General features: G+C 57.5%; 22 protein-coding genes. 11 read left to right on the top strand and 11 right to left on the bottom strand.

Going from position 1 to position 22,737, the window contains the following annotated elements; all coding sequences use genetic code 11:
- Positions 1–42 precede the first annotated feature (42 nt).
- The 4 genes from ACR3EJ_RS05175 to ACR3EJ_RS05160 are packed head-to-tail and all read right to left on the bottom strand — an operon-like array spanning position 43 to position 6,720.
- Complete coding sequence (locus ACR3EJ_RS05175; protein ID WP_170703555.1) at positions 43–2,085, bottom strand: hypothetical protein; 2,043 nt, start codon at positions 2,083–2,085, stop codon at positions 43–45.
- Positions 2,082–4,844 carry a DUF4159 domain-containing protein gene (locus ACR3EJ_RS05170; protein WP_480422803.1) on the bottom strand — a complete coding sequence of 921 codons (2,763 nt, stop codon included), beginning with the start codon at positions 4,842–4,844 and terminating at the stop codon, positions 2,082–2,084. Before ACR3EJ_RS05170 ends, ACR3EJ_RS05175 begins: the two co-directional genes overlap by 4 nt.
- A complete protein-coding gene (locus tag ACR3EJ_RS05165; RefSeq protein WP_170542035.1) occupies positions 4,841–5,716 on the bottom strand; it encodes a DUF58 domain-containing protein in 876 nt (291 codons plus the stop codon). The genes ACR3EJ_RS05170 and ACR3EJ_RS05165 overlap by 4 nt, the downstream gene beginning before the upstream one ends.
- Complete coding sequence (locus ACR3EJ_RS05160) at positions 5,713–6,720, bottom strand: AAA family ATPase (RefSeq protein WP_170542038.1); 1,008 nt, start codon at positions 6,718–6,720, stop codon at positions 5,713–5,715. The genes ACR3EJ_RS05165 and ACR3EJ_RS05160 overlap by 4 nt, the downstream gene beginning before the upstream one ends.
- Positions 6,721–6,784: 64 nt before the next feature.
- Here ACR3EJ_RS05160 and ACR3EJ_RS05155 point away from each other — a divergent pair, with 64 nt between their 5' ends.
- Complete coding sequence (locus ACR3EJ_RS05155) at positions 6,785–7,363, top strand: DUF1285 domain-containing protein (RefSeq protein ID WP_170542041.1); 579 nt, start codon at positions 6,785–6,787, stop codon at positions 7,361–7,363.
- On the opposite strand, the gene ACR3EJ_RS05150 is transcribed toward ACR3EJ_RS05155, so the two are convergent.
- Positions 7,321–8,379 carry a DMT family transporter gene (locus tag ACR3EJ_RS05150; protein WP_480422801.1) on the bottom strand — a complete coding sequence of 353 codons (1,059 nt, stop codon included), beginning with the start codon at positions 8,377–8,379 and terminating at the stop codon, positions 7,321–7,323. The genes ACR3EJ_RS05155 and ACR3EJ_RS05150 overlap by 43 nt on opposite strands.
- Positions 8,380–8,474: 95 nt before the next feature.
- Between ACR3EJ_RS05150 and ACR3EJ_RS05145 the strand changes: the two genes are divergently transcribed.
- Both ACR3EJ_RS05145 and ACR3EJ_RS05140 read left to right on the top strand, forming a co-directional pair.
- On the top strand, positions 8,475–9,230 hold the full coding sequence (locus tag ACR3EJ_RS05145; protein WP_170542044.1) for a TIM barrel protein: 756 nt from the start codon (positions 8,475–8,477) through the stop codon (positions 9,228–9,230).
- A gap of 72 nt (positions 9,231–9,302) precedes the next feature.
- Positions 9,303–9,533, top strand: coding sequence for a DUF2798 domain-containing protein (locus ACR3EJ_RS05140; RefSeq protein ID WP_170542047.1), 231 nt, complete (start codon positions 9,303–9,305; stop codon positions 9,531–9,533).
- Between the two features lie 15 nt (positions 9,534–9,548).
- Here the strand turns inward: ACR3EJ_RS05140 and polA are convergent, their stop codons facing one another.
- The 3 genes from polA to ACR3EJ_RS05125 all read right to left on the bottom strand — a co-directional run bounded on the left by polA (position 9,549) and on the right by ACR3EJ_RS05125 (position 13,347).
- Complete coding sequence (gene polA, locus ACR3EJ_RS05135; RefSeq protein WP_170542050.1) at positions 9,549–12,350, bottom strand: DNA polymerase I; 2,802 nt, start codon at positions 12,348–12,350, stop codon at positions 9,549–9,551.
- 104 nt (positions 12,351–12,454) lie between these two features.
- Entirely contained in the window at positions 12,455–13,120 is a 666-nt protein-coding gene (locus ACR3EJ_RS05130; RefSeq protein WP_480422798.1) for a YrbL family protein, read from the bottom strand.
- 41 nt (positions 13,121–13,161) lie between these two features.
- A complete protein-coding gene (locus ACR3EJ_RS05125; protein WP_170542053.1) occupies positions 13,162–13,347 on the bottom strand; it encodes a zinc-finger domain-containing protein in 186 nt (61 codons plus the stop codon).
- A gap of 87 nt (positions 13,348–13,434) precedes the next feature.
- Here ACR3EJ_RS05125 and ACR3EJ_RS05120 point away from each other — a divergent pair, with 87 nt between their 5' ends.
- Positions 13,435–14,427 (top strand): ABC transporter ATP-binding protein, encoded by a 993-nt coding sequence (locus ACR3EJ_RS05120; RefSeq protein ID WP_170542673.1) that lies wholly within the window; start codon positions 13,435–13,437, stop codon positions 14,425–14,427.
- Here ACR3EJ_RS05120 and ACR3EJ_RS05115 read toward each other — a convergent pair.
- Complete coding sequence (locus ACR3EJ_RS05115; RefSeq protein ID WP_170542056.1) at positions 14,424–14,891, bottom strand: DUF1203 domain-containing protein; 468 nt, start codon at positions 14,889–14,891, stop codon at positions 14,424–14,426. The two genes, ACR3EJ_RS05120 and ACR3EJ_RS05115, sit on opposite strands and share 4 nt — an antisense overlap.
- A 197-nt stretch (positions 14,892–15,088) precedes the next feature.
- On the opposite strand from ACR3EJ_RS05115, the gene ACR3EJ_RS05110 reads away from it, so the two are divergent.
- The gene (locus tag ACR3EJ_RS05110; RefSeq protein WP_010438376.1) at positions 15,089–16,027 is read left to right on the top strand and encodes a DMT family transporter; all 939 of its coding nucleotides are present in this window, start codon (positions 15,089–15,091) and stop codon (positions 16,025–16,027) included.
- Positions 16,028–16,080: 53 nt separating this feature from the next.
- Here ACR3EJ_RS05110 and ACR3EJ_RS05105 read toward each other — a convergent pair whose 3' ends face one another.
- A complete protein-coding gene (locus ACR3EJ_RS05105) occupies positions 16,081–17,193 on the bottom strand; it encodes an S-(hydroxymethyl)glutathione dehydrogenase/class III alcohol dehydrogenase (protein ID WP_010438374.1) in 1,113 nt (370 codons plus the stop codon).
- Positions 17,194–17,322: 129 nt separating this feature from the next.
- Between ACR3EJ_RS05105 and ACR3EJ_RS05100 the strand changes: the two genes are divergently transcribed.
- Positions 17,323–17,610, top strand: coding sequence for an I78 family peptidase inhibitor (locus ACR3EJ_RS05100; protein ID WP_170542058.1), 288 nt, complete (start codon positions 17,323–17,325; stop codon positions 17,608–17,610).
- Between the two features lie 2 nt (positions 17,611–17,612).
- On the opposite strand, the gene ACR3EJ_RS05095 is transcribed toward ACR3EJ_RS05100, so the two are convergent.
- Complete coding sequence (locus ACR3EJ_RS05095; RefSeq protein WP_170542061.1) at positions 17,613–18,338, bottom strand: SDR family NAD(P)-dependent oxidoreductase; 726 nt, start codon at positions 18,336–18,338, stop codon at positions 17,613–17,615.
- A 183-nt stretch (positions 18,339–18,521) separates the two neighbouring features.
- Here ACR3EJ_RS05095 and ACR3EJ_RS05090 point away from each other — a divergent pair, with 183 nt between their 5' ends.
- From ACR3EJ_RS05090 to ACR3EJ_RS05070, 5 genes are read left to right on the top strand one after another with little or no spacing between them, the layout of a single operon-like run.
- Positions 18,522–19,850, top strand: coding sequence for an FAD-dependent oxidoreductase (locus ACR3EJ_RS05090; protein WP_170542064.1), 1,329 nt, complete (start codon positions 18,522–18,524; stop codon positions 19,848–19,850).
- Entirely contained in the window at positions 19,807–20,343 is a 537-nt protein-coding gene (locus tag ACR3EJ_RS05085) for a hypothetical protein (RefSeq protein WP_170542067.1), read from the top strand. Before ACR3EJ_RS05090 ends, ACR3EJ_RS05085 begins: the two co-directional genes overlap by 44 nt.
- Positions 20,343–21,566 carry an MFS transporter gene (locus ACR3EJ_RS05080; protein WP_170542070.1) on the top strand — a complete coding sequence of 408 codons (1,224 nt, stop codon included), beginning with the start codon at positions 20,343–20,345 and terminating at the stop codon, positions 21,564–21,566. Before ACR3EJ_RS05085 ends, ACR3EJ_RS05080 begins: the two co-directional genes overlap by 1 nt.
- Positions 21,563–22,180, top strand: coding sequence for a DUF3833 family protein (locus tag ACR3EJ_RS05075; protein ID WP_170542073.1), 618 nt, complete (start codon positions 21,563–21,565; stop codon positions 22,178–22,180). The genes ACR3EJ_RS05080 and ACR3EJ_RS05075 overlap by 4 nt, the downstream gene beginning before the upstream one ends.
- Complete coding sequence (locus ACR3EJ_RS05070) at positions 22,177–22,719, top strand: DUF3833 domain-containing protein (protein ID WP_170542076.1); 543 nt, start codon at positions 22,177–22,179, stop codon at positions 22,717–22,719. Before ACR3EJ_RS05075 ends, ACR3EJ_RS05070 begins: the two co-directional genes overlap by 4 nt.
- The last annotated feature ends 18 nt before the right edge of the window (positions 22,720–22,737 follow it).

Raw genomic sequence — 22,737 nt, 5'->3', positions numbered from 1 at the left:
CCAGAGCATCGCGGGAGAGCATGAAAAAGTGCTTAAGCCGCGTTAGCGACGCCCCTCGCGCAACCAACCGGCTAAGAGGAACCCACCGGCCAGCAACAGCACCAGCCAGGGTGGAAGCAACCCGGCCTGCGTTACATCGCGGGTTTCATAGGCGTCACGCGGTGTAAGGCCGATCCAACCTCGCCCGGCCGCCGGTCGGCCCACTCGGACATTCCGGATTGAGGGCAGACCTTCTTCTACCCAAATCGTACCGCCGCGCAGGCTGGCCAGAACCGGGCTTAGGATTTCATCGGTTGCGATAGTGCGTTCGAATTCCTTGGGTGCGGCAGGTCCAAGACCAATCACGGCGGAATGCTCACCCTCTTCCAGACGGTAAAGGCCAATTTCGGGGCCGAAATACTGCGCCTCGAACCGACCAGGCGAGACCTCGTTCAGCGTGATATCCAAGGTGTCGCCGTTAGGGCGGGTGACGGTGACGGGGCCAACCTCATCCTCCAGCGTCTGGCGGATGATACGCATCGACTGGCCATTCGCTTCGGCCCACAGCGCCTCTTCCTCAAGCTCGGGTTCTTTCATCATCCAGTGGGCCAGCCTGCGGAGTAGCTCCAACTGAGGGCCACCGCCCTCAAAACCGCGGCTCCACAGCCAAGCGTGATCAGAGGCCATCAGCGCCACACGTCCTTCGCCGACGCGATCCAGTACCAGCAACGGACGGTCATCCACACCGGTCATGAGCATGTCGCCGGATAGCTGGCTGACGTCAATCTGGCGCAGCCATGCGCCCCATGTTTCAGAATCGCCCAGGTCGGTAGTCACTGGGTGACGCTGGCCCAGATCGGTAACCATAGGCACATACCGTTCCTCATAGACCCGTGCGCTGGGTTTTGCAGGCAGGACTGGCCCAAGCGGAGAGCGGAAAAGGCTGTCCGCGGTGGCAAAATCGGGGCCCGCAGCGACCAGCACCGCGCCGCCATTGACGATATAGTCTCCCACGTTGTCCAGATAGATCGCAGGCAGGATGCCACGCCGCTTGTAGCGGTCAAAGATGATCAGGTCGAAGTCATTGATCTTTTCCAGAAACAGCTCACGCGTCGGAAAGGCAATCAGTGAGAGTTCATCCACCGGGACGCCGTCCTGCTTTTCCGGTGGCCGCAGGATGGTGAAATGGACCAGATCAACGGAGCTGTCGGATTTCAACAGGTTGCGCCACGTGCGCCCTCCGGGATGCGGCTCGCCCGATACCAGCAAGACGCGCAGACGATCCCGCACGCCGTTCATCTGGATAAGGGCGGTGTTGTTGCGTTCGGTCAACTCGCCTTCGGCCTGCGGAACCGAGAACTGGATGACGTTTCGCCCACCATGCGGCAAGGTAATCGGCAACTCTACGTCCACACCGATGGGAATGGTGAAGCGCTCAGGCTCAGCACCGTCGACCGAGATCTCAAGCGGGGCGTTTGTGACACCGACAGGCGCTACGCCGGTATCCTCGACGCGCAGGGTAAGCGTTACAGGCTCTCCGATTATGGCGAAGGCAGGTGCATTGCGCACGATCAGCCGGCGATCCCAGTCACTCGCACGCCCTGTCTGTAACAAGTGCATCGGCGCAGGTAGGTCAGGAGCTTGGTCTGCGTCGTGCACTATACCGTCTGAAACCACGATGATGCCTGCAATCCGCGCCCGGGGTTCTTCGGCGAGGGCCGCGTTCAGAGCGGCCATGACTTGCGTGCCCTCATCCCCGTCGCCGTCATCAACCCGTATGCGGCGTAGCTCAGTATTGTCGCGGGCTTCGATTTCAGCCGCAAGCTCGTTTGCGGCCTGAATGGTCTGTTCAGCACGATCCGACAGGGTTTGGCTGGCGCTTTCATCTTCGATCATCAGCACGATATCCGTCAGCGGCGCGCGATCCTCGACCTGATAAACTGGGCCGCTAAGTGCGGAGAGGACAACCAAAGCAGCCAAACCACGCAACGCCCAACCCGACAAGCCACGCCAGAGCGCCAGCACTACCCCGGCAAGCGCGATGGCGGCGACAACGGCCAAGACGGGCCATGGGATCAGCGGATCAAAGATGACGGTACCGGTCATTGCCCCAACCTATCCAAAAGGGCGGGCACGTGGACCTGATCGGATTTGTAGTTTCCGGTCAGTACATGCATCACCAGATTAACGCCAAAGCGATGGGCCAGTTCACGTTGCCGTTCGCCAGCATAGCCGCGACCCACAGGCAACAGGGACTGACCGTTGCGATCCACCGCCCAGGCCCCGGCCCAGTCATTGCCCCCGATCACTACCGGAGTCACGTTGTCATTGAGATTGCGGAACGGCATCCCCTCGATCTGCTCGGCATTCGGCGGCGCGGCTTCGACCCAGACTTCGGTGCCGGAATAGCGACCGGGGAAATCCTGCAGCAGATAAAAGGCGCGAGTGAGAACATGATCACGCGGAACCGGCTCTAATGAGGGAATATTTAGCGGCGCAGCCAATTGCTGCAGCTTGCGCCCATTTGGGCTTGACGCCCCGAAGCCAGCGATGTCGGCGTCGCGCGTGTCAAACAGGATCATCCCGCCTGATCGCAGATAGGCGTTGAGCTTGGCATAGGCCTCGGCCGAAGGTTGCGGCTGATCGGTTGTGATCGGCCAATAAAGCAGTGGAAAGAACGCAAGCTCATCGCGTTCCAGATCGACCCCGATGGGATCAGCAGGCTCGACCGAGGTGCGATAATGCAGCATTTGCACGAGCCCGCGCAGCCCAGCCAGCGCGATATCATCTACTTGCGCATCGCCCGTCAGGACATGCGCCAGCACGAGTTCCTGCGTCGCATTCAGCGCGAAATCGGTATCATCCGGCGTCTGCGCCTGCGCATCCGGAACAACCAGCAATGCGCCCAGCATCACGGCTGCCGCGCGCGCCAGACCCAAACGTCCGGAAAGAGCCAATGACGCGATCACGTCAATCGTCAACAGCACAAGCGAAAGGCTAAGCAACAGACCCGCCAACGGCGTCTCTGTTGTGATATCCTGCCCCCGGATCGGGACATCGGTAGGCCAAACGGCTGGCGTCAGCACCGCATCCTCGGCCAACACATTCCGTGCAAGTTTCTGCTTGCCGCTTTCATAAAGGCCCGGGCGCAAGTCTGGTCCGATCTGGCCCGAGACCAGCTCGACCCCATCCACGCCGGCCAATGTTCCGGCATCGGTCAGAGTACCAAAACCATCCAGTATCTGAACCGGCTCCCACACTGTTCCCTGCATCTGCGCCTCTTGCCGAGATTTGGCGGCAGAAGCGACGGCCAACCGGTCCAACATCTCCACAAATAGGCCAGATAGAGGCAGGCTTGACCATTCCGCATCCGCCGTAACATGGAACAGCACCACCTGCCCCAATCCTAAGGGTTTGCGGGTAACCAAAGGCGTACCATCGGAGAGTGACGCAATCACCCGATCGGCCAGATTAGGGTCTGGTTGTGCCATCACCTGAGTTGTTACCGTGACATCCGCGGGTATGGTTAGCCCGTAGAATGGCGAGTTTTCTGAGAACGGCGCTAAACCCTTGGCCTCGCCCCAACTCATCGCGCCGCCGACGGAACGGCCACCGCTACGCAGACGCACCGGCAACAAATCATCTTCTTCATCTCGACCCAGATCGCTTGCGGCCATACGCGGTCCAGCAAAGCGCAGCAGAAGGCCGCCTTGTTCAACCCACTCAATGACATCAGCCTGTTCTGAATCAGAAAGCTTCGCCACATCCGCCAGCACGATCACATCCGGGTTGGCGGGGAGGACTTCGGTCAAACCTCCTTCAACAAAATCAGCGGTTGGGATCAACACCTGTGTCAAATAGTGGAGCGGTGAAAGCAGCTCCAACCCTTCGCGGTTCAGCGTGCCTGCAATCAGCGCCACTTCGCGCCGCCTCAGGCTGTCATCTGTTAGGGTCACCGCACCGGCAGAGCGCTGGCCCTGAAGCTCGAACCGTGTAATTCGGGCGCGCAATTCCGAGGGCAGCGCGAGATCGATTTGCGCCTGTGTAGAGCCGCTTTCAAACTCCAGTGACGTGGATTGCAGCACGCGCATCGCGCCCGCTGGATCGCGCCCTTGCGCCAGCACAGTAACGCTTTCGGCTGGGCCCGGATTGGCACGTAGAACGCGAAGCTGGATCGCTCCGTCCTGATACGTTGCAGGCAGGATCGCGGTCGCGGATGCGGGGGATTGATAAACGATCACTTCGCCCCGCCCCTGCAGGGCCGAAACCAGACGATCATGACCCTCAAACAACAACTGATCAGAGAACCAGTGGGTGTCAAAACCACCTTCTACCTGCTCCAGTGCGGCCAAAGTTTGGGGAATCTGTGCTCCGGTAGGTTGCCAAGGCATCGGTGTAAGACCTGGCAATCGCCCGCGCCAAGCTTCGGCGGCCTGAAACACAGGGGGCTCAGGTTCGGTCAGGCGTAAGATCGAGACCGGGCGACCAGCACGGCCGGCTTCGGTCAGTTGTGCATCGATCTGATCCAGCGTCGATGACCAGCGCGTCGCACCTGCCCAGCTGGCATCCAGCACCAGCAGCAACGGCCCGGATCCGGCCTCATCGCGCGAGGGATTTAGTACCGGCCCTGCCAGCCCGATGATGATTGCCGCAGCCGCCAGCATTCTGAGCAGCAACAACCACCACGGCGTGCGGTCCGAGACACTTTCGTCATCCTTCAGGCCCAACAACAACGTCACAGCCGGGAACAGGCGGCGGATGGGCGCTGGTGGGACAGCGCGCAGGATCAACCAAAGGATCGGCAGGGTCAAAAGCCCCAGCAGCACCCAAGGCGCGGTAAAGCCAATGCCCGCCAGAACTGTCATTGCGCCCCCCCATCCAAGGCGCGATAGAGCCACAATAGAGCCGATTGTGCACTTTCACCCGTATGGTGCAGCCCCATCTGCCAGCCGGTCGCGCGGCAAAGATGCGTCAATGCGTCTTTACGCCGTGCAAGGCGATCCAGATAGCGATCTCGTAGGTCTGCAGCTTTCAAAGTCTCATGCCGGGCAGTGCCGCCGACGCTTTCAAAGATGGTACGCCCGGAATAGGGAAAAGACTCCTCGCTGGGATCCAGAAGCTGCATTAGAACGCCGCGAACACCTCGGTCGGCTGCTTTGGTAAGCGCCAACTCAACCTCATCCAGCGGTCCCAGGAAATCCGAGATAAACACTGCGCGCGCATGCGGAATCATCGCGCGGTGTTCGGGTGGAGCATAATCGGTTTGCGAATCCTCAGACCAGGCCTGCGCCAATCTTATGATCTGTGCATTGCCCCTGCGTGGGGGCAGGGTTGTTCCCGTCAAACCAACGCGTTCACCGCCTCGCACCAGCAGGATGGCCGTTGCGAGCCCCAGCAGGCGGGCGCGGTCGATCTTGGTTGGCAAGGTCTTGTCTGAAGCAAACCGCATCGACGCACCCTGATCGACCCAAAGCATGATCGACTGCGCAATCTGCCATTCACGTTCGCGCACAAACTGCTGGTCGCCACGGGCCGAGCGCCTATGGTCAATCATCCGGCGACTGTCGCCGATTTGCGCTGGACGGTATTGCCAGAAATCATCCCCCAGACCCGAGCGTCTGCGCCCGTGATCTCCCAATAACACGGTTCCGGCCAGATGTTCGGCGCGCGCCAAAAGGGGTGGCAGCCGGGACGCCTCGGCCTCGGATCGTTCGCGTAGGGTCTGGGCGGCGTTCACGCCGCAGCCTCGGTACGGACCAGACCGGCAGCGGTGGACTCGATCAGGTCAGACAGGCTGTCGCCTCGTGCTCGGGCTGCAAAGTTCAGCGCCATGCGGTGGCTGAGAACCGGGCGCGCCATGGTCAGCACATCCTCGGCATTGGGGGCCAGTCGACCTTCCAGCATCGCATTGGCACGTACGGTCATCATCAGCGCCTGCGCTGCGCGTGGGCCGGGACCCCAAGCGACGGTTTCCCTCACCCGCTCGGACGCGCCTGCCTCATCCGGGCGGAAGGCACGGACCAGATCGAGGATCAGTTCGACAACCGACTCTCCAACCGGCATCCGACGCAACAGAACCTGTGCGGCCAGTAATTCTTCCTTAGTGAAAATCTGATGCGCCTCTGCTTCTTCGACACCGGTTGTGGCCAGCAGAATGTCGCGTTCGGTTTGGCGATCCGGATATTCCACATCAACCTGCACAAGGAAACGGTCCAGCTGAGCTTCGGGCAGCGGGTAGGTCCCCTCCTGCTCAATCGGGTTCTGCGTGGCCAGCACATGGAATGGCACGCCCAAGTCCCTATCCTCTCCTGCAACGGTCACCGTGCGTTCCTGCATCGCCTGCAGCAGCGCTGATTGGGTCCGCGGGCTAGCGCGGTTGATCTCATCCGCCATCAGCAGCTGGCAGAAGATCGGGCCGGAAATGAACCGGAAATGACGGCTGCCATCCTCGGCTGTGTCCAATACTTCGGATCCCAGAATATCCGCTGGCATAAGGTCCGGGGTGAACTGGATGCGATTGCCATGCAGGCCCATGACCGTCGACAGCGTCTCGACCAGCCGTGTCTTGCCAAGCCCCGGCAATCCGATCAACAACGCGTGACCGCCGCACAACAAGGCGGTCAAGGTCAGATCGACGACCTTTTCCTGCCCGATAAAGCGGCGGGTGATCGAGGCTTTGGCCGCTTGCAGCTTGTTTTCCAGCGCTTCGATCTCGGACACGAGGTCGGCAGGTTCGGACATGAGGTTCCCTTCCGTAGACTGTTATGGTTGAAGTGTATCGCGCTGAGAGGAAATGGCAAAAGCAATGAGCGGACAAAAACCCGTGACCCCTTCACCCGACGGTCTGGCGGCATCGGTCAAAGCGGCCCAAAAACAGGGTTTACCGCCTGTTCACCTGTGGAATCCTCCGTTTTGCGGCGATCTGGACATCCGGATCGCAAAAGATGGCACTTGGAGTTATCTAGGGTCACCCATCACCCGGTTCGAGCTTGTGAAGCTATTTTCCTCAATTCTTAAGAAAGAAGAGGGCAAGTATTTTCTGGTTACCCCGGTCGAAAAGGTGGGAATCACCGTCGAGGATGCGCCGTTCATCGCCGTCGATTTCGATCAGGATGGTGAGGGTTACGCCCAACGCCTGACGTTTACCACGCAGGTGGGCGATACAGCCACTGCCGGGCCCAATCACCCAATCCGCATTGTATTTGATGCGGAAACAGATGAGCCGTCACCCTACATATTGGTTCGCGACAACCTGGAGGCGCGCATCGATCGCAAGAGCTTTTACCGATTGGTTGAGATCGGCAACCATCATGACGGTTGGTTCGGGGTCTGGTCCGAAGGTCAGTTTTTCCCGCTGATCGCCTCTGCTGCACTTGAAGATTGAACCGGTCGCGGCTTTCGGTCTTGTGCCAACACCACCGCCAGCGCCACTATCGCTGCACCCAGCGCACGGGTCCAGTTCCACTCTTCTCCCAACGCCATCATGATCACCATCACGTAAAATGGCGCGATGTTGATATGGAATGAGGCCAGCGCCACTCCCAATTTCCCAACAGATGCGATGAAGAAAAATTGGCTCAGACCCAGTGAGAACAGTGCATAGAAAACCAACATTCCCATCTGTGCTGCGTCGACCGACCGTGTGGGCATGACTTCAAACCCCAGAAAACCGGCTACCGGCAACAGTACGACCGCGGTCAGCAACCCTCCGACAAGCGTTATTGTGCAACGGCCCAGCTGGCTGAGCTCGGGGAAATCGCGCGCCGTTGCCATGCTGGCCCAACAAAACAGCGCGGTCGACACCACTGCGCAAACCGCACCGATCCCCAACTGCGCAGGCGCGACCGCGCTGGTCGCAATCAATCCGCCTATAATCGAAATTCCCATGCCTAGCGCAAACTTCCACCTCAATCGTCGTGTCCCTGCTGCCAGTTCCAACAACGTCGCGATCAGAGGTGCGCAAGAAGCGATGATTGCAACCGTGACCGGGTCGGTCAGCTTTTGCGCGACCAGGATTAGAAACATCCCTGTTCCAATCCCCAAACCGCCAACAAAAAATGCATGCCCCCAGCGGGCGCGCAGAACGCGCGCTGGCCCATCCAACAGTATCCAGATCGGCATTATCACCAGAACCGCAAGCATCATACGCGCCGCAAACAGCGCTATTGGCGGCCAGGTTTGCAGTAAAACTTCAGCGGCTGGAAAACCCGCCGCCCAGGTCAACATTGATGCAACCGCTAACGTGTTCCCGGCAAACGCGGCTTGACTGTTATCGGATACAGCAAGGGTGTTCCCGCGCGCGGGTTCAGGGCTCATTGCCATCGTATTCAGACCTTTTGTTGACGCAGCCCCCTGCACCGAGGCACCGCTTGAACCAAAGGTTTTCTGATTCGAAGCCATTGATCTGGCCGATTTTCGACAAACTGTCGTTTTCCGTCTCTTTTAGCCGCCTAACTTGGTCGATATGCTCAGACACTCAGGAGACCGCGCACCCAATGCCCAAATTTGCCGCCAATCTTTCGCTGTTATTTACAGAGTTGCCCTATCTCGACCGGTTTTCAGCCGCCGCACAGGCCGGGTTTACGGCGGTTGAAATTCTGTTTCCTTACGATCTGGCCGCCAAGGAAACCCGCAGGGCGCTATTGGCGAACGGGCTTGAACTGGTGCTGATCAACGCTCCACCGCCAAACTATGCTGGTGGCGAGCCGGGATATGCGGCCGTTCCCGGTGGCACAGCCCGATTTCAATCCGACATCCGGCGCGTTCTGCGCTATGCTAAAGTTCTAAAGCCTCAATATATCCATGTAATGGCGGGATACGCCTCGGGAGAAGAAGCACTTGCGTGCTTTGTTGAAAACCTGCAATGGGCCGCAGATTTCGCGCCCGACCAAATGTTCACGATCGAGCCACTCAGTCCCGTTTCACAACCTGACTACTTCTTGAATGACTATGAGCTTGCCGCAGACGTTCTCGATCACGTTGAACGGTCAAATGTTGGCCTGCAATATGACAGCTTTCACGCGCAAATGATCCACGGCGACGCGCTTACAATCTGGGACCGCTTCAAGGCTCAGATCGTCCACGCACAGATTGGGGCCGCGCCAGATCGCTCGGAACCCGGACGAGGTGAAATGGATTTCGCGGCCCTGTTTAAGGCGATGGATCAATCTGATTATCAGGGTTGGGTCAGCGCCGAATACACGCCCTCAACCCGGCGAACCGAAGACACTTTGATCTGGTTACGTCAGTAAAGCCATGAAGAAGGCTGGATTTTCTTCCTGAAATGTCGCAATTGAAAACATCGACACCCAAGGACACCATTCATGATCCCCGCCCGTTTTGCCAATGCTTTGTTCGCCCTGATCATGTCGGGCCTGATGTCTTGCGTCGTCACGGGTATCGCAACGCTCAAGGCTATTGGCTTCGGTCCGTCGACATTCGCGGATTGGATGGGTTCATGGGCATTTTGCTGGCCAATCGCCTTCACAGTAATCCTGACGCTGGGACCATCCGTAAAACGACTAATCGCGCGCCTGGTCAGGCCCGAGGCCTGATGAGCAGCGCCGCCCTTAGTGCGCTTCGGCCCAGTTTGCACCCTGACCGGCGTCGACAGACAGTTTAACGTCCAGTTTGACAGCTGGGTCCGACGCCCCCTCCATCACATCGCGCGCGATTGAGATCGTTTGATCCACGGCATCCTCAGCCACCTCGAACAACAATTCGTCATGAACCTGCAGCAACATTTTGGCGGGCAATCCGTTGATCGCATCAGGCATCCGCACCATCGCGCGGCGGATCACGTCCGCTGCCGTACCCTGAATTGGAGCGTTAATCGCGGCCCTTCTTGAGAAGCCTGCATGCGGGCCTTTTGCGTTTATTTCTGGCGTATGGATCTTCCGCCCGAACAGGGTCTGCACATAGCCATGTTCTTTGGCGAATGCGACAGTGTCGTCCATATAGGTCCGAATACCTGGGAAACGTTCGAAATAGCGATCAATGAACCCCTGCGCCTCGGCGCGCGGTATGCGCAGATTACGGGCCAGGCCAAAACCCGAGATGCCATAGATCACGCCAAAGTTGATCGCCTTTGCCTGACGGCGGATATCAGGCGTCATCTCATCCAATGGCACATCGAACATCTCGGATGCGGTCATGGCATGAATATCCAAACCATCCGAAAACGCCTGCTTCAGGGTCGAAATATCCGCAATATGAGCCAATATCCTCAGCTCGATCTGGCTGTAGTCCAAACTGACCATCAAATTGCCCGGCTCAGCAATAAACGCCTCACGAATGCGACGCCCTTCTTCCGTCCGTACCGGGATGTTCTGTAGGTTGGGATCAGTTGAGGCCAGACGGCCCGTGTTCGCCCCGGTGATCGAATAAGACGTATGCACACGGCCTGTATCCGGATTGATATGTGTTTGCAGCGCGTCGGTATAGGTTGATTTCAGCTTGGAGAGCTGCCTCCAGTCCAACACCCGACGGGGAAGTTCATGTTCGGTGGCAAGATCCTCCAGGATATCGGCCCCGGTCGAATATTTCCCGGTTTTGCCCTTCTTGCCTCCCTCAAGACCCATCTTGTCGAACAGGATCTCGCCCAGCTGCGCAGGCGAACCAACGTTAAAGCTCTCACCAGCCAATTCGTGAATTTCAGCCTCTAACCCGGCCATTTTCTGAGCAAAGGCGTTGGACATGCGGCTAAGAACATCGCGGTCGACCTTGATGCCGTGCATCTCCATTTCTTTGAGAACCGGCACCAATGGACGTTCGAGGGTTTCGTAAACCGTGGTCACCTGCACCTGATGCAGTTGAGGCTTGAACAGCTCCCACAGACGCAGGGTGATATCCGCGTCTTCGGCAGCGTAGGCCGTAGCCTCGTCAATCGGAACCTTGTCGAAGGTGATCGCCGACTTGCCGGACCCCAGCAATGGCTTGATCGGGATCGGCGTGTGGCTCAGATAGCGTTCCGACAGCGTATCCATGCCATGCCCATGCTCACCGCCGTGCATGGCGTATGACATTAGCATCGTGTCATCGATGGGGGCGACGTCGACGCCGTATCGCTTAAAGATCTTGGCGTCGTATTTCATGTTCTGTCCGATCTTCAGGATCGATGGATCCTCAAACATCGGTTTCAGCAGGTTTAAAGCCTCATCCATCGGCATCTGTCCATCGGCCATCGCGTCGGAGCCAAACAGATCATCGGTCGCGCTTTCGCGATGGGTCAACGGGATGTAGCAGGCCTCACCGGCCTCTACACATAGAGAGATACCCACCAGATCGGCGATCATTTCATTCAGGCCGGTGGTCTCTGTATCTACCGCGATCCAGCCACGCTCATAGGCCTGATCGATCCATTTCTGCAAAGCAGCAGCATCGCGCACGCATTCGTATTTCGAGGCGTCAAACGGCAGGGCCTCGGCCTCTTCCGCTTCAACAGGCGCAGGGGCATCTGCGATCACCGGGGCTTCGGCCCCCAGCTTGTCGGCGATGCGCTTGGTGAGGGTGCGGAACTCCATCTCAGCGAGAAAACCCAGCAGGGTCTCTGCATCGGGATCTTTCACCTCCAAATCATCCAGCGTGAAATCTAGTGGGGTGTTTTCGTCCAACTGCACCAGCTTCTTCGACAGCTCGATCTGGTCGCGCTTTTCGATGAGGGTCTGACGACGCTTGGGCTGTTTGATCTCTTCCGCGCGATCCAGCAGGGTTTCCAGATCGCCATATTCATTGATCAGCAGCGCGGCGGTTTTTACGCCAATGCCCGGGGCACCCGGCACGTTATCCACTGAATCCCCAGCCAAAGCCTGTACATCCACAACTCGTTCGGGCCCGACGCCGAACTTCTCGACGACTCCATCGCGATCAATGCGCTTGTTCTTCATCGCATCCAGCATCTCAACACCGCCGCCCACCAGCTGCATGAGGTCCTTGTCAGAGCTGACAATGGTCACCCGCCCACCGGCCTCACGCGCCTGAACGGCGAGGGTGGCGATGATGTCATCGGCCTCGTACCCCTCAAGCTCTTTGCAGGCGATATTGAAGGCCTTCGTTGCCTCTCGGGTCAGCGGCATCTGCGGGCGCAAATCCTCGGGCATCGCCTCACGGTTGGCTTTGTACAAGTCGTACAGATCATTCCGGAACGTGTGCGAGCCTTTGTCAAAGATCACCGCCACATGAGTCGGCGCATCAGGACCGGAATTTCCTTCGACATATTTCTGCAGCATATTGCAGAATCCCGACACGGCCCCAATCGGCAACCCATCCGATTTCCGCGTCAAAGGCGGCAGCGCATGATAGGCGCGGAAGATAAAAGCTGATCCATCAATGAGATGCAGATGGCAGCCTTTTCCGAATTGGGTGCTAGTCATATGAGGCTCCTGCGCTGGGTTGCGCCAAGTTGTACAGAAGGGTTGAACGAAAGACGAGGCCGCTTGGCCAATTCGTTGCGACCTAATTTGCCCGAGGTCTGGCCTTAGCTATTCGAAAAATTGCGCTTATCCGCATTCCACGTCAAACCCGCATTTTGCGCAATCAACGCAAACTGTTTGTTCAGTGAGCGATCATTCAGACGTTGGGACAGACTGCGCAGCGGGATGAGGTTCCGCTCCCCATATCCGTCTATCAGGAAACAGGCTTGGCCGGCGCCCCGCGTCCCGTATACGATATTCGAGCGTTTAATGTCGCGCGCGACAATATGAAGGTCGAACATCTGCCCGACAAAAACATTCAGTGCCTCCAACGCCGTGGCGTCCAACCCGCCGCGACAAACTTCACTAAGCTTGGGCGCAAGCCCGCCATCAAGGCCTGCGATGCGCTCCACAACCACGCCCGCCCCGCGCGTGGTCTGAACCACGCCCAACATTCTGGACAAGGGGGAGTGCTCAATATCCGCCCCGAGTTTCAGCGACACGCGAAGCTCGCATTCCAGTTCTTTCAGGGTGCTGCGATATTGCGCCTCGGGGAAAAGTCTCCACACGAGTCGCTTGCCAAGCCTGTGCGAAACGCGGTCTTGAGATCGGGTGAAAACCTTGATCAGAAGGTCGGGTTGTCCGGGAAAATCAAAGACACTGCGAACGGTCCCGTTGGCAATTGGCTGGCTCTCGGAAAGGTCAATCGTTTTGGCTGTGAACAGCATCATCTATCCTCGCCAATTACGACCGCACGCCTTCCTGGCCGCCCTTAAGCGCCCTGGCCAGAGACCGCTCCGCGCAGCACGTACTTGCAATCGCAATAAGAGCACTCGACCCAGCCGGTGTCTTCAGGGATCTGCAGCCAGACACGCGGATGGCCCAGTGCACCCTCTCCGCCATCGCAGGCGACGCGGGTTGTGTCGACAATCTTGGTTTCCGGCGCTTCGATGGTCACGGCTGTCGATCCTTCTTTGGTTGTCGGCCTCGCGGGCATGTATTAGGTGCGTTTATGAGCGATGAGCAATCCGGGGGCAAGGGCCACATGGCCGATGCGGCAATCACAATCAACGCGCTGCGCAAGACCTATCGCGGCAGCAAGGGTCAGCCCGAGAAACAGGCGCTGAAAGGTATCGATCTGACAGTGCCCCGGGGATCAGTGTTCGGCCTGCTTGGCCCGAACGGCGCCGGTAAATCGACTCTGATCAACATTCTGGCGGGGCTGGTGGTCAAAACCTGGGGCAGCGTCTCGATCTGGGGCTTTGATCAGGATCGGAACCCGCGCCAATCCCGCGCCGCCATTGGCGTGATGCCGCAAGAATTGAACCTGGATCCGTTTTTCACACCGCGCGGCGCATTGGAGGTTCAGGCCGGACTGTACGGTATTCCCAAGGCAGACCGGCGCAGCGACCAAATCCTCGACCTCGTAGGGCTTGCCGACAAGGCCGAGGCCTATGCCCGCACGCTGTCGGGAGGCATGCGGCGGCGTCTACTGCTGGCAAAGGCGTTGGTGCATCATCCGAAGATTCTGGTGTTGGACGAGCCGACCGCGGGCGTGGATATCGAACTACGGCAGATGCTGTGGGCCAATGTGCGCAAGCTGAACGAACAGGGCATGACCATCATCCTGACCACGCATTACTTGGAAGAAGCGCAGGAGATGTGTGATGAGATCGCCATCATCAATCACGGCGAAAAGATCGCGCAGGACAGCACCGCCAATCTGTTGGGCCGCATGGACAGCAGGACAATGGTGATTGTGCCGGATCGCCCTATTCAGGCTCTTCCAACGGCAGAAAACGTGACTGCGGCACAACGTGAGAATGGCGATCTTGTGCTACAGTATCACAGCAATCTGACCACGGCTGAGCAGGTACTGGAGGCAGTACGTCAGGCCGGTATCCGCATTCAGGATGTGCGAACCGAAGAGGCCGATCTTGAGGATGTGTTCCTCGCTCTCACGTCCAGCCGGGCCGACGACCTGCCAGTCGACGACCCGAACCAACCGCGTCGCGGGATGCATCGCGTCAAGCTTTAGGCACGATCAATCCGCGCGTGATAGCAGTTGTTCAGCGCTGATCGTACATGGATGTATGCAACGTCAGCACGGTCAAATATGTTCGCGACCGCTTCCTGAAACTGCGCTTGAGGCGCAATGATGCCGGTACCATAGACGATACGATCGTCCGATCCATACCCTTTGATCAAGTAGTTCGGCGAGCTGATCAGCGTTTCGGGAACCCCATCTTCATCCTCGTGGCGCGCGCAAGGTTCGGCACATAGAAAGATCGGGCCGGTTTCCGCATAGGGCTGAGTTTCCGCAAAGGGCCTATGCGCTAGTACTAGCATCTCTTTGCCCTCTGGTATGTATTTCAAGCAATGACGGCAAGGATTTCCCCCGCCGTCAGAAATTGCGCGCTCTGGCGGGTTTCCATAACCATCAGGCCTGCCGAAACGGTAGGCTTGAACCTGTTCGGTCGGTAACGCTGAAATCCTGTACATGATGTATCTCCTTGATTTTGAGAGATCATGACCATCGCTTACCGCTGGTTCGACCCGTTTCCTGCGCATTGCAAATTTTGCAATGCAGCTTGCCAAGAGATGTTAGCGGTAAAATTAGGGCTACCCGTCGCGGCAAATTGAGTCTAAGCAACCAACAAACACCCCAAACGAATTCTTCCGTGATTGAGGCCTCTGACATGAGCGCTCAGAACTCCACCCTTCGTGGGCTAGCCTTTGCGTTCCTGGGCTTTGCCGTCTTTGCCACCCATGATGTGTTCATCAAAGTGTTGGGCGGTACCTATTCGGTATTGCAGATTATTTTCTTTGCCACTTTGTTTTCGTTCGTTCCGATGGCAGTGACTATTCTGGCTGACAGAACAACTGGCAACTTCTTGCCGCACCACCCTTGGCTGGTGTTGCTGCGATCCGCCTTGATGGTCACTGCGATGTCCTGCGCGTTCTACGCCTTTTCGGTCCTGCCACTGGCCGAGGTCTATTCGCTGCTGTTTTCCTTCCCTCTGATCGTTACCGTCCTCTCGATCCCAATTCTTGGCGAAGTGGTCCGCGCTCAGAGATGGGCTGCAGTCGGTGTCGGCCTGATCGGTGTCCTGATCGTCCTGCGCCCCGGCGCAACCGATATTACATTGGGCCATCTGGCAGCCCTGTCCGCAGCCTTCTGCAGCGCGTTCGCCTCGGTTCTGGTCCGCAAGATCGGCAATGAAGAGCGGTCGGCTGTTCTGATCCTCTACCCGATGCTGCTCGCCATTGTGGTCATGAGCATCGCCCAACCAGCAGTGTATCAACCACCCTCACTGCTGCATCTGGCGATGATGGCATTAGTCGGCGTGCTCTCAGTGATTGCACAGCACCTGATTATCCTCGCCTACCGAGCCGCTCCGGCAGGCGCCGTTGCCCCCAGCCAGTATAGCCAAATCATCTGGGCTACGATTTTCGGCGTGATATTCTTTGGCGAACACCCGGACATCTGGGTCGCGGTCGGCGCAAGCATCATCATCGCTTCTGGTGTTTTTGTGGTTTGGCGTGAAAGCCGGGCGAACACGACTTCGGCCAATACGCCGGTATTGCGCGTGCGATCCCCACGCTCGGACACAGGCGCAACACGACCGGGAGAATGAAAGCGGCGCGCCCGAAAGCGCGCCGCATCTGCTTGTTCGATTGGTTTAAAGCCTTAGTAAACGACGACCGATCGGATGCTCTCTCCCTTATGCATCAGGTCAAAGCCGTGGTTGATGTCATCCAGGCCCATGGTGTGTGTGATCATTGGATCAATCTCGATTTTTCCGTCCATGTACCAATCGACGATCTTCGGAACGTCGGTCCGGCCACGCGCGCCGCCAAATGCGGTACCACGCCATGAGCGGCCCGTAACCAGTTGGAACGGACGGGTCGAGATTTCGGCACCTGCAGGCGCCACCCCGATGATGATCGATTCACCCCAGCCTTTGTGGGCTGACTCAAGTGCAGCGCGCATCACGCCGACATTACCGGTGGCGTCAAAGGTATAGTCCGCGCCGCCCTTGGTTAGGTTAACCAGATAAGGCACCAGATCACCTTCCACTTCGGACGGATTGACGAAATCAGTCATGCCGAACTTGGTGGCCATTTCCACCTTGGCCGGGTTGAGGTCGACACCGACGATCTGATCGGCTCCGGCTAGACGAAGGCCCTGAATGACGTTCAGGCCGATACCGCCCAAACCGAACACGATGGCACGGCTGCCGATTTCCACCTTGGCGGTGTTAATAACAGCACCGATACCGGTGGTGACACCGCAGCCGATATAGCAAATCTTGTCGAAAGGCGCGTCCTCGCGCACTTTGGCCAGTGCGATTTCAGGCAGAACCGTGTGGTTCGAGAATGTCGAGCAGCCCATGTAGTGCAGGATCGGATCACCATCCAACGTCGAAAAACGCGAAGTGCCATCGGGCATGAGGCCTTGGCCCTGCGTCTCACGGATTGCCTGGCACAGGTTGGTCTTAGGGTGCAGGCAGTATTCACACTCACGACATTCAGGAGTGTAAAGCGGAATGACGTGATCACCCGGCTTTAGGCTGGTCACGCCCGGACCAACCTCGACCACCACACCTGCACCTTCGTGGCCCAGAATGGCGGGAAACAGGCCCTCAGGATCCGCCCCCGACAGGGTGAACTCATCGGTGTGACAGATGCCTGTCGCCTTGATCTCGACCAGAACCTCACCCGCTTTGGGGCCTTCAAGGTTCACGTCCATCACTTCCAAAGGTTTGCCTGCCTGAACGGCAACGGCTGCACGGGTTCGCATGTTGCATATCTCCCTGTCTGTTTTGCCCGACCCTGCGTCAATTGCAGGGTTTTTTCAACTGCACTTTCGTGACAGGTTGGCTAAATCTTTGATATTTCAGAAACGACACCACCAGAAAGTCCTGCGCCAATGTACCGTTTTTTTCCGATCCTGATCCTACTAACCGCTTGTACCGAGGGCTCTGTTCCGCAAAATGAAACGCTTGCAGCGGAAGATGTGGCTGTCGATTTGGCCTTCTGTAAGGGTGAACCTTTTGCTGATGCAATCGGTCAGCCGGTCTCAACCATACAGGCGCAACTTCCCGATCGGTCACGCGTTCTGGGCCCGGATGATATCGCCACTCAGGATTATCGCATCGATCGGCTAAACGTCTATGTGAATGGCTCAGGCACCATTCAAAGACTTACCTGCGGATGAAATCACTTGCCCCGATAGACCAGAATGTCAGGCAAGTAGTCGATCAGGCGGATAATCCAAGAAAATGGGGCCGGAAAATCGGTACGGAATCGGCGGTAGGACATCGCCCGGACCACCCGATCAGCAGCATCTTCGGGCGTCATTATCATGGGCATGTTAAAACTGTTCTTGTTGGTTAGACGGGTTTTGATGAATCCCGGATTGACGATCCGGACAGTGACGCCTGTACCTGCCAAATCATGGCGCATCGTCTCGGCCAGCGAGATCAGGGCAGCTTTGCTGGAGCCGTAAGAGATCGCATTGGGAAGCCCATGATACCCGGCTAGCGATCCGATTAGGGTGATGTCTCCATTTCCCTTGTGAATTAAGTCAGGCACCGTTTCGCCCAGAACACGCAATGCGCCGGAATAATTTACGTCACTGATCGCCAAGGCGGCTTCCGTATTCCAATCGGCAGTATTGATCGGATCATAGGTGCCCGCATTGTAGACAAGCCCATCAAATGCGCCGACCTCAACCACAGCACGGCAGACAGCATCAAGATCGGTCACATCAAATGGGACAGCACGTGTATTGGGCAACTTCTCACAAATCTCGGCCAGTCGTGATGCATTGCGCGCCGACAAGATAAGACGTGCCCCTTGACGGCTAAGCGCCTCGGCCAGCGCTTTGCCTAGCCCTTCGCTGGCACCGATGATCCAATAGGTCTTTCCGTCAAATTTGCTCATTTAAGGGCCTTTTTCGCACCGCTGAGTTCAATACGGCGCGATGATTATTTTGGATCACGCGTAGTGTTCTGAGCATAGGGCAGTCACCATCACGTAGTGCGATGGAAAAAAACTTCTACCCCGGTTGATCCAGTACACCATTCCCTGCGTATCCTATTGTAAAAGCCGAATAACGAGGATGGAATGTTCGACGAAACCCGGTGTGTACGCAAGAAAATCGCAGTTATTGGTGCAGGCATTTCAGGTCTCTCCGCAGCTTATTACCTTTCTGAAAATCACGATGTCACTGTGTTCGAGGCTGAACCTCGACTTGGCGGCCATGCCCGTACGGTAATGGCCGGTAAGAATGGTGATCAGCCGGTCGATACCGGTTTTATCGTCTTTAACTACGTCACCTACCCTTATCTGACGCGATTATTCGATGAATTGAACGTGCCCGTCACAAAAAGCGAAATGAGCTTTGGCGCCACCATCGACAATGGCCGCATCGAATACGGGCTGAACAACCTGCGCACACTGACGGCGCAGAAACGCAATCTTGCGCGTCCAGCCTATTACAAGATGATCGCCGACATCCTGCGCTTTGGAAAAGAAGCTCCCGAAGCCGCGCAGGACGATGACACCACGATCGGAGAACTGGTGGATCAGCTGCGCCTCGGCCACTGGTTTCGGCACAATTACCTGATGCCGATGTGCGGCGCGATCTGGTCAACACCGGTTGAGTTTGTCGATCAATTCCCCGCACGCTCTCTTGTCCAGTTCTTCCGCAACCATGCTCTGCTGGCTTCCGGCCGCGCCAATCAGCATCAGTGGTACACCGTGAAAGGCGGCAGCATCGAATATGTCCGTCGGATCGAGGCAGCTTTGCGCAAGCGAGGCAGCGATATTCGTCTAGCTTCACCCGTACAAGGGATTGAACGGCATGATCTGGGCGTCACCGTACATGCAGGTGGCGAGACTGATTTGTTTGATGAGATCATTATGGCCACCCATTCAGACCAGTCCCTCGCCATTTTAGGTGATGCGGCGACAAAGGCGGAAAAACATGCTCTCGGTGCGATCAAGTATCAGCCGAACAAAGCCATTCTTCACTGTGATCCCCGCCAGATGCCACGGCGGCGTGCCTGCTGGTCCAGTTGGACCTACCGGTCACAAAAAGGCAATGTTGGGGTCACATATTGGATGAACCGGCTACAGAACATCCCCGACAGTGATCCGCTGTTCGTGACCTTGAACGCCGCATCAGACATTCCTGCCGACAAAATCTATGACGAGGTCGAATTCGCACACCCGGTATTCGACAAAGCCGCCTTGCGCGCTCAAGGGCAGATTCGTCAGATTCAGGGACAGAACCGAACCTGGTTTGCTGGTGCCTATAACCGGCATGGCTTTCACGAAGACGGGATCGCCAGTGCCATGCACGTGGTTGAGCGCATAACTGGCACCCCGCAGATAATCGGAGCTGACAATGATATCTCTGAAAAAGAAATCGCCGTTCCTGCCTCAGCCTAAACTCGCCGCGACACTGGTGTCGCTGGTGCTGTTAGCCCCCGGAGGACTGGCAGCGTCACCCGTTTTTGGTGCCCTAAACGATGCTGAGTTACGCGGCTCAGCGACGTTCCGCTATTTGGGATTCCCGATATACGATGCGCAGCTGTTCACCCCAGGCGGCACGCCTCTGAACTGGAGCCAGGATTTCGGGCTTGAACTGCGCTATCGCCGAAACCTGTCCAAAAAGGCTCTGGTGAACTCCACATTGGACGAGATGAAGCGGATCGGACGTGCCGCCCCCGTGCGCAGCCAACTTGAGGTCTGTTTCGACGCCGTCAGCAAAGGCGATCGCTATCTTGCAATATCGCAAGGGCCAAACAAGGTTGGGTTCTGGCTGAACGGGCGCAAAGTTTGCACCATGTCCTATCCGGGCATAAAACGCAGCTTCATGTCGATCTTTTTGGGCGACAACACCCGGTCGGCATCATTCACCCGGACATTGCGAGGCAACTGATGCTGTATCCGCGGGTCAGCCTCTACGCGTTGATGCTGGCTGCGGCGGGTATTCCGCTTTACATCCATCTTCCGCGGTTTGCGGCCGTAAATCTTGGTATAGGGCTAAGTGTGATCGGGACCGTTCTGCTGGTCATCCGGCTAGTCGATCTGGTGCAGGACCCGCTGATCGGCTGGGCGATTGATCGCTGGCCGGGCGGGCAAACCCTGTTCGCCACGGTCGCTGCGCTGGGTCTGGCGGTCGGGTTTCCATTACTTTTCGGACTGCCGGAAGGGGCCAGTATCCCTGTATTAGTGTCGATTTTGATCCTTTTGTTTTCAGCCTACAGCCTTGGGACCATATTGCTCTACGGACGTAGCGCGACGCTTGCCAAGCAAGCCAATCCGAAAGAGTTGATGACACTGGCTGCCTTCCGAGAAGGTGGGCAACTGACCGGCGTAATTATCGCCGCCGCCGCACCCGCCCTGTTCGTAGCCTTTGGTGCTGGCGCGCAGGGATATCCGGCCTTTGGTCTGTTCCTCGGCATTCTGTCCGTGGTGACATTGGCGGTGACATTGCCAATGTGGCGACGCACGCCAATCACTGGACACGAGCTGTCCTTTGCGGGCCTTGGACAGGCCGGTGCTTTGCGTCTACTCGCTCTGGCGTTGGTTAACAGCCTGCCCGTTGCGATCACCTCAACCCTTTTCCTGTTCTTTGTCGAGGACCGGCTGCAACTGCCAGGCAAAGCGGGGCCTTTGTTGATCTTGTTCTTCCTCAGCGCGGGACTCAGCGTGCCGTTCTGGGCAATGCTCAGCAACAGGATTGGCCCGAAACAGACTCTGATGATTGCCATGCCGCTGGCCATTCTCGGTTTTGTCGGGGCCGCGCTTCTGGCCCCCGGCAATCTGGCCGGTTTCGCGATCATCTGCTTCGCATCCGGCGCGGCACTTGGGGCAGATATGGTTGTCCTGCCAGCCATGTTCTCGGTCGTTCTAACCCGCGCCGGGTTGAACGCGTCAGCCGCGTTCGGCATCTGGTCCTTCGCAGGCAAGCTTGGGCTCGCACTGGCTGCCTTTTTCACTCTGCCGCTGCTTGAACGCAGCGGCTTCACCCCCGGACAGGCAAATTCGGCTGAGGCTTTGAACACACTTACCCTCGCCTATGCTGTCCTGCCCTGCATTCTTAAACTTGGAGCGTTTGGCTTGGTCCTGACGCTCCCGACAGAGGTCTCTGCCAAATGAAAACGCTCCTGTTCTGTCTTCTCGCCATATTTGCGGTGTTCGCTGTGAAGAACCGTTTCCTCAGCTTCCGATCGCAATCACCGTCCGACTACAGCGGGACCGGGCCTGAGTTTTCGCTGAAGAAGAACCTGAATGGAGAGATCCTGTCGGAGGGGCTAATCTATGGCCCGAACGGCAAGATGTCGAACAGCTTTGTTGCGCGAATGGTCGGCGAATGGGAGGGCAACACCGGCACGTTGTCCGAGTATTTCACTTATTCCAATGGCAAACATATGACCCGCAAATGGTATCTGACGCTAGGCACCGGAAACATATTCACCGCAACGGCGGATGATATTGTGGGCGAAGGCAAAGGTGTGATCTCGGGCGCGACCGTAAAACTGACCTATCGCATCATCCTGCCCGAAGATGCGGGCGGGCACACACTGGATGTGACGGACTGGATGTACGTGACCGAAAATGGGGTGATCATGAACCGTTCCGAGATGCGCAAATACGGGATCAAGGTTGCCGAGTTGGTCGCCACGATGCGCCCGGCCCCCGAGGTCAAGTCGACCCATCTGCATGGTGCAAATGTGCATGATTCAGACTCTGATCTATGGGTTTTGCAATGATCACCCGCCGCACTCTTGTTGCGATCGTCGCCCTCGCGGGGCTGGCGATGCTCACCGCCTGCTCGGGCAAACCCCGCGTCCCTAACACGTTCCTGTCAGACCGTCAGTTGAACCTTGAGGAATTCTTTGAGGGTAAGACCGTCGCCTACGGCCAGTTTCAGGATTTGCTGGGCAACGTCCCTCGTCGCTTCACGGTCGATATCGACGGCAAGTGGGACGGTGAGACCCTGACGCTTGTTGAGGATTTCGTCTACGACGATGGCGCCACCGAGCAACGGATTTGGACTCTGACCAAAACCGGCGAAGACACTTGGACCGGCACCGCGCCCGGTGTGCTGGGCACTGCCAACGGGTTTGAGCGAGGCGATACGTTCAACTGGAAATACAAAATCGATCTGCCGATTAAAGACGGCACCATGCGGGTCAATTTCGATGACTGGATGTGGCTCTTGTCCGATGACCGGCTGCTGAACCGAGCCTATGTCTCACGTTATGGTGTGAGGTTGGGTGAGGTCATTCTGTTCTTTGAGAAAAAGTAGCCACCCCGCCAGTCAGCC

It is taken from the genome of Ruegeria sp. AB11 (genome assembly GCF_056536325.1).
This window is presented reverse-complemented; position numbering and strand designations above follow the sequence as displayed.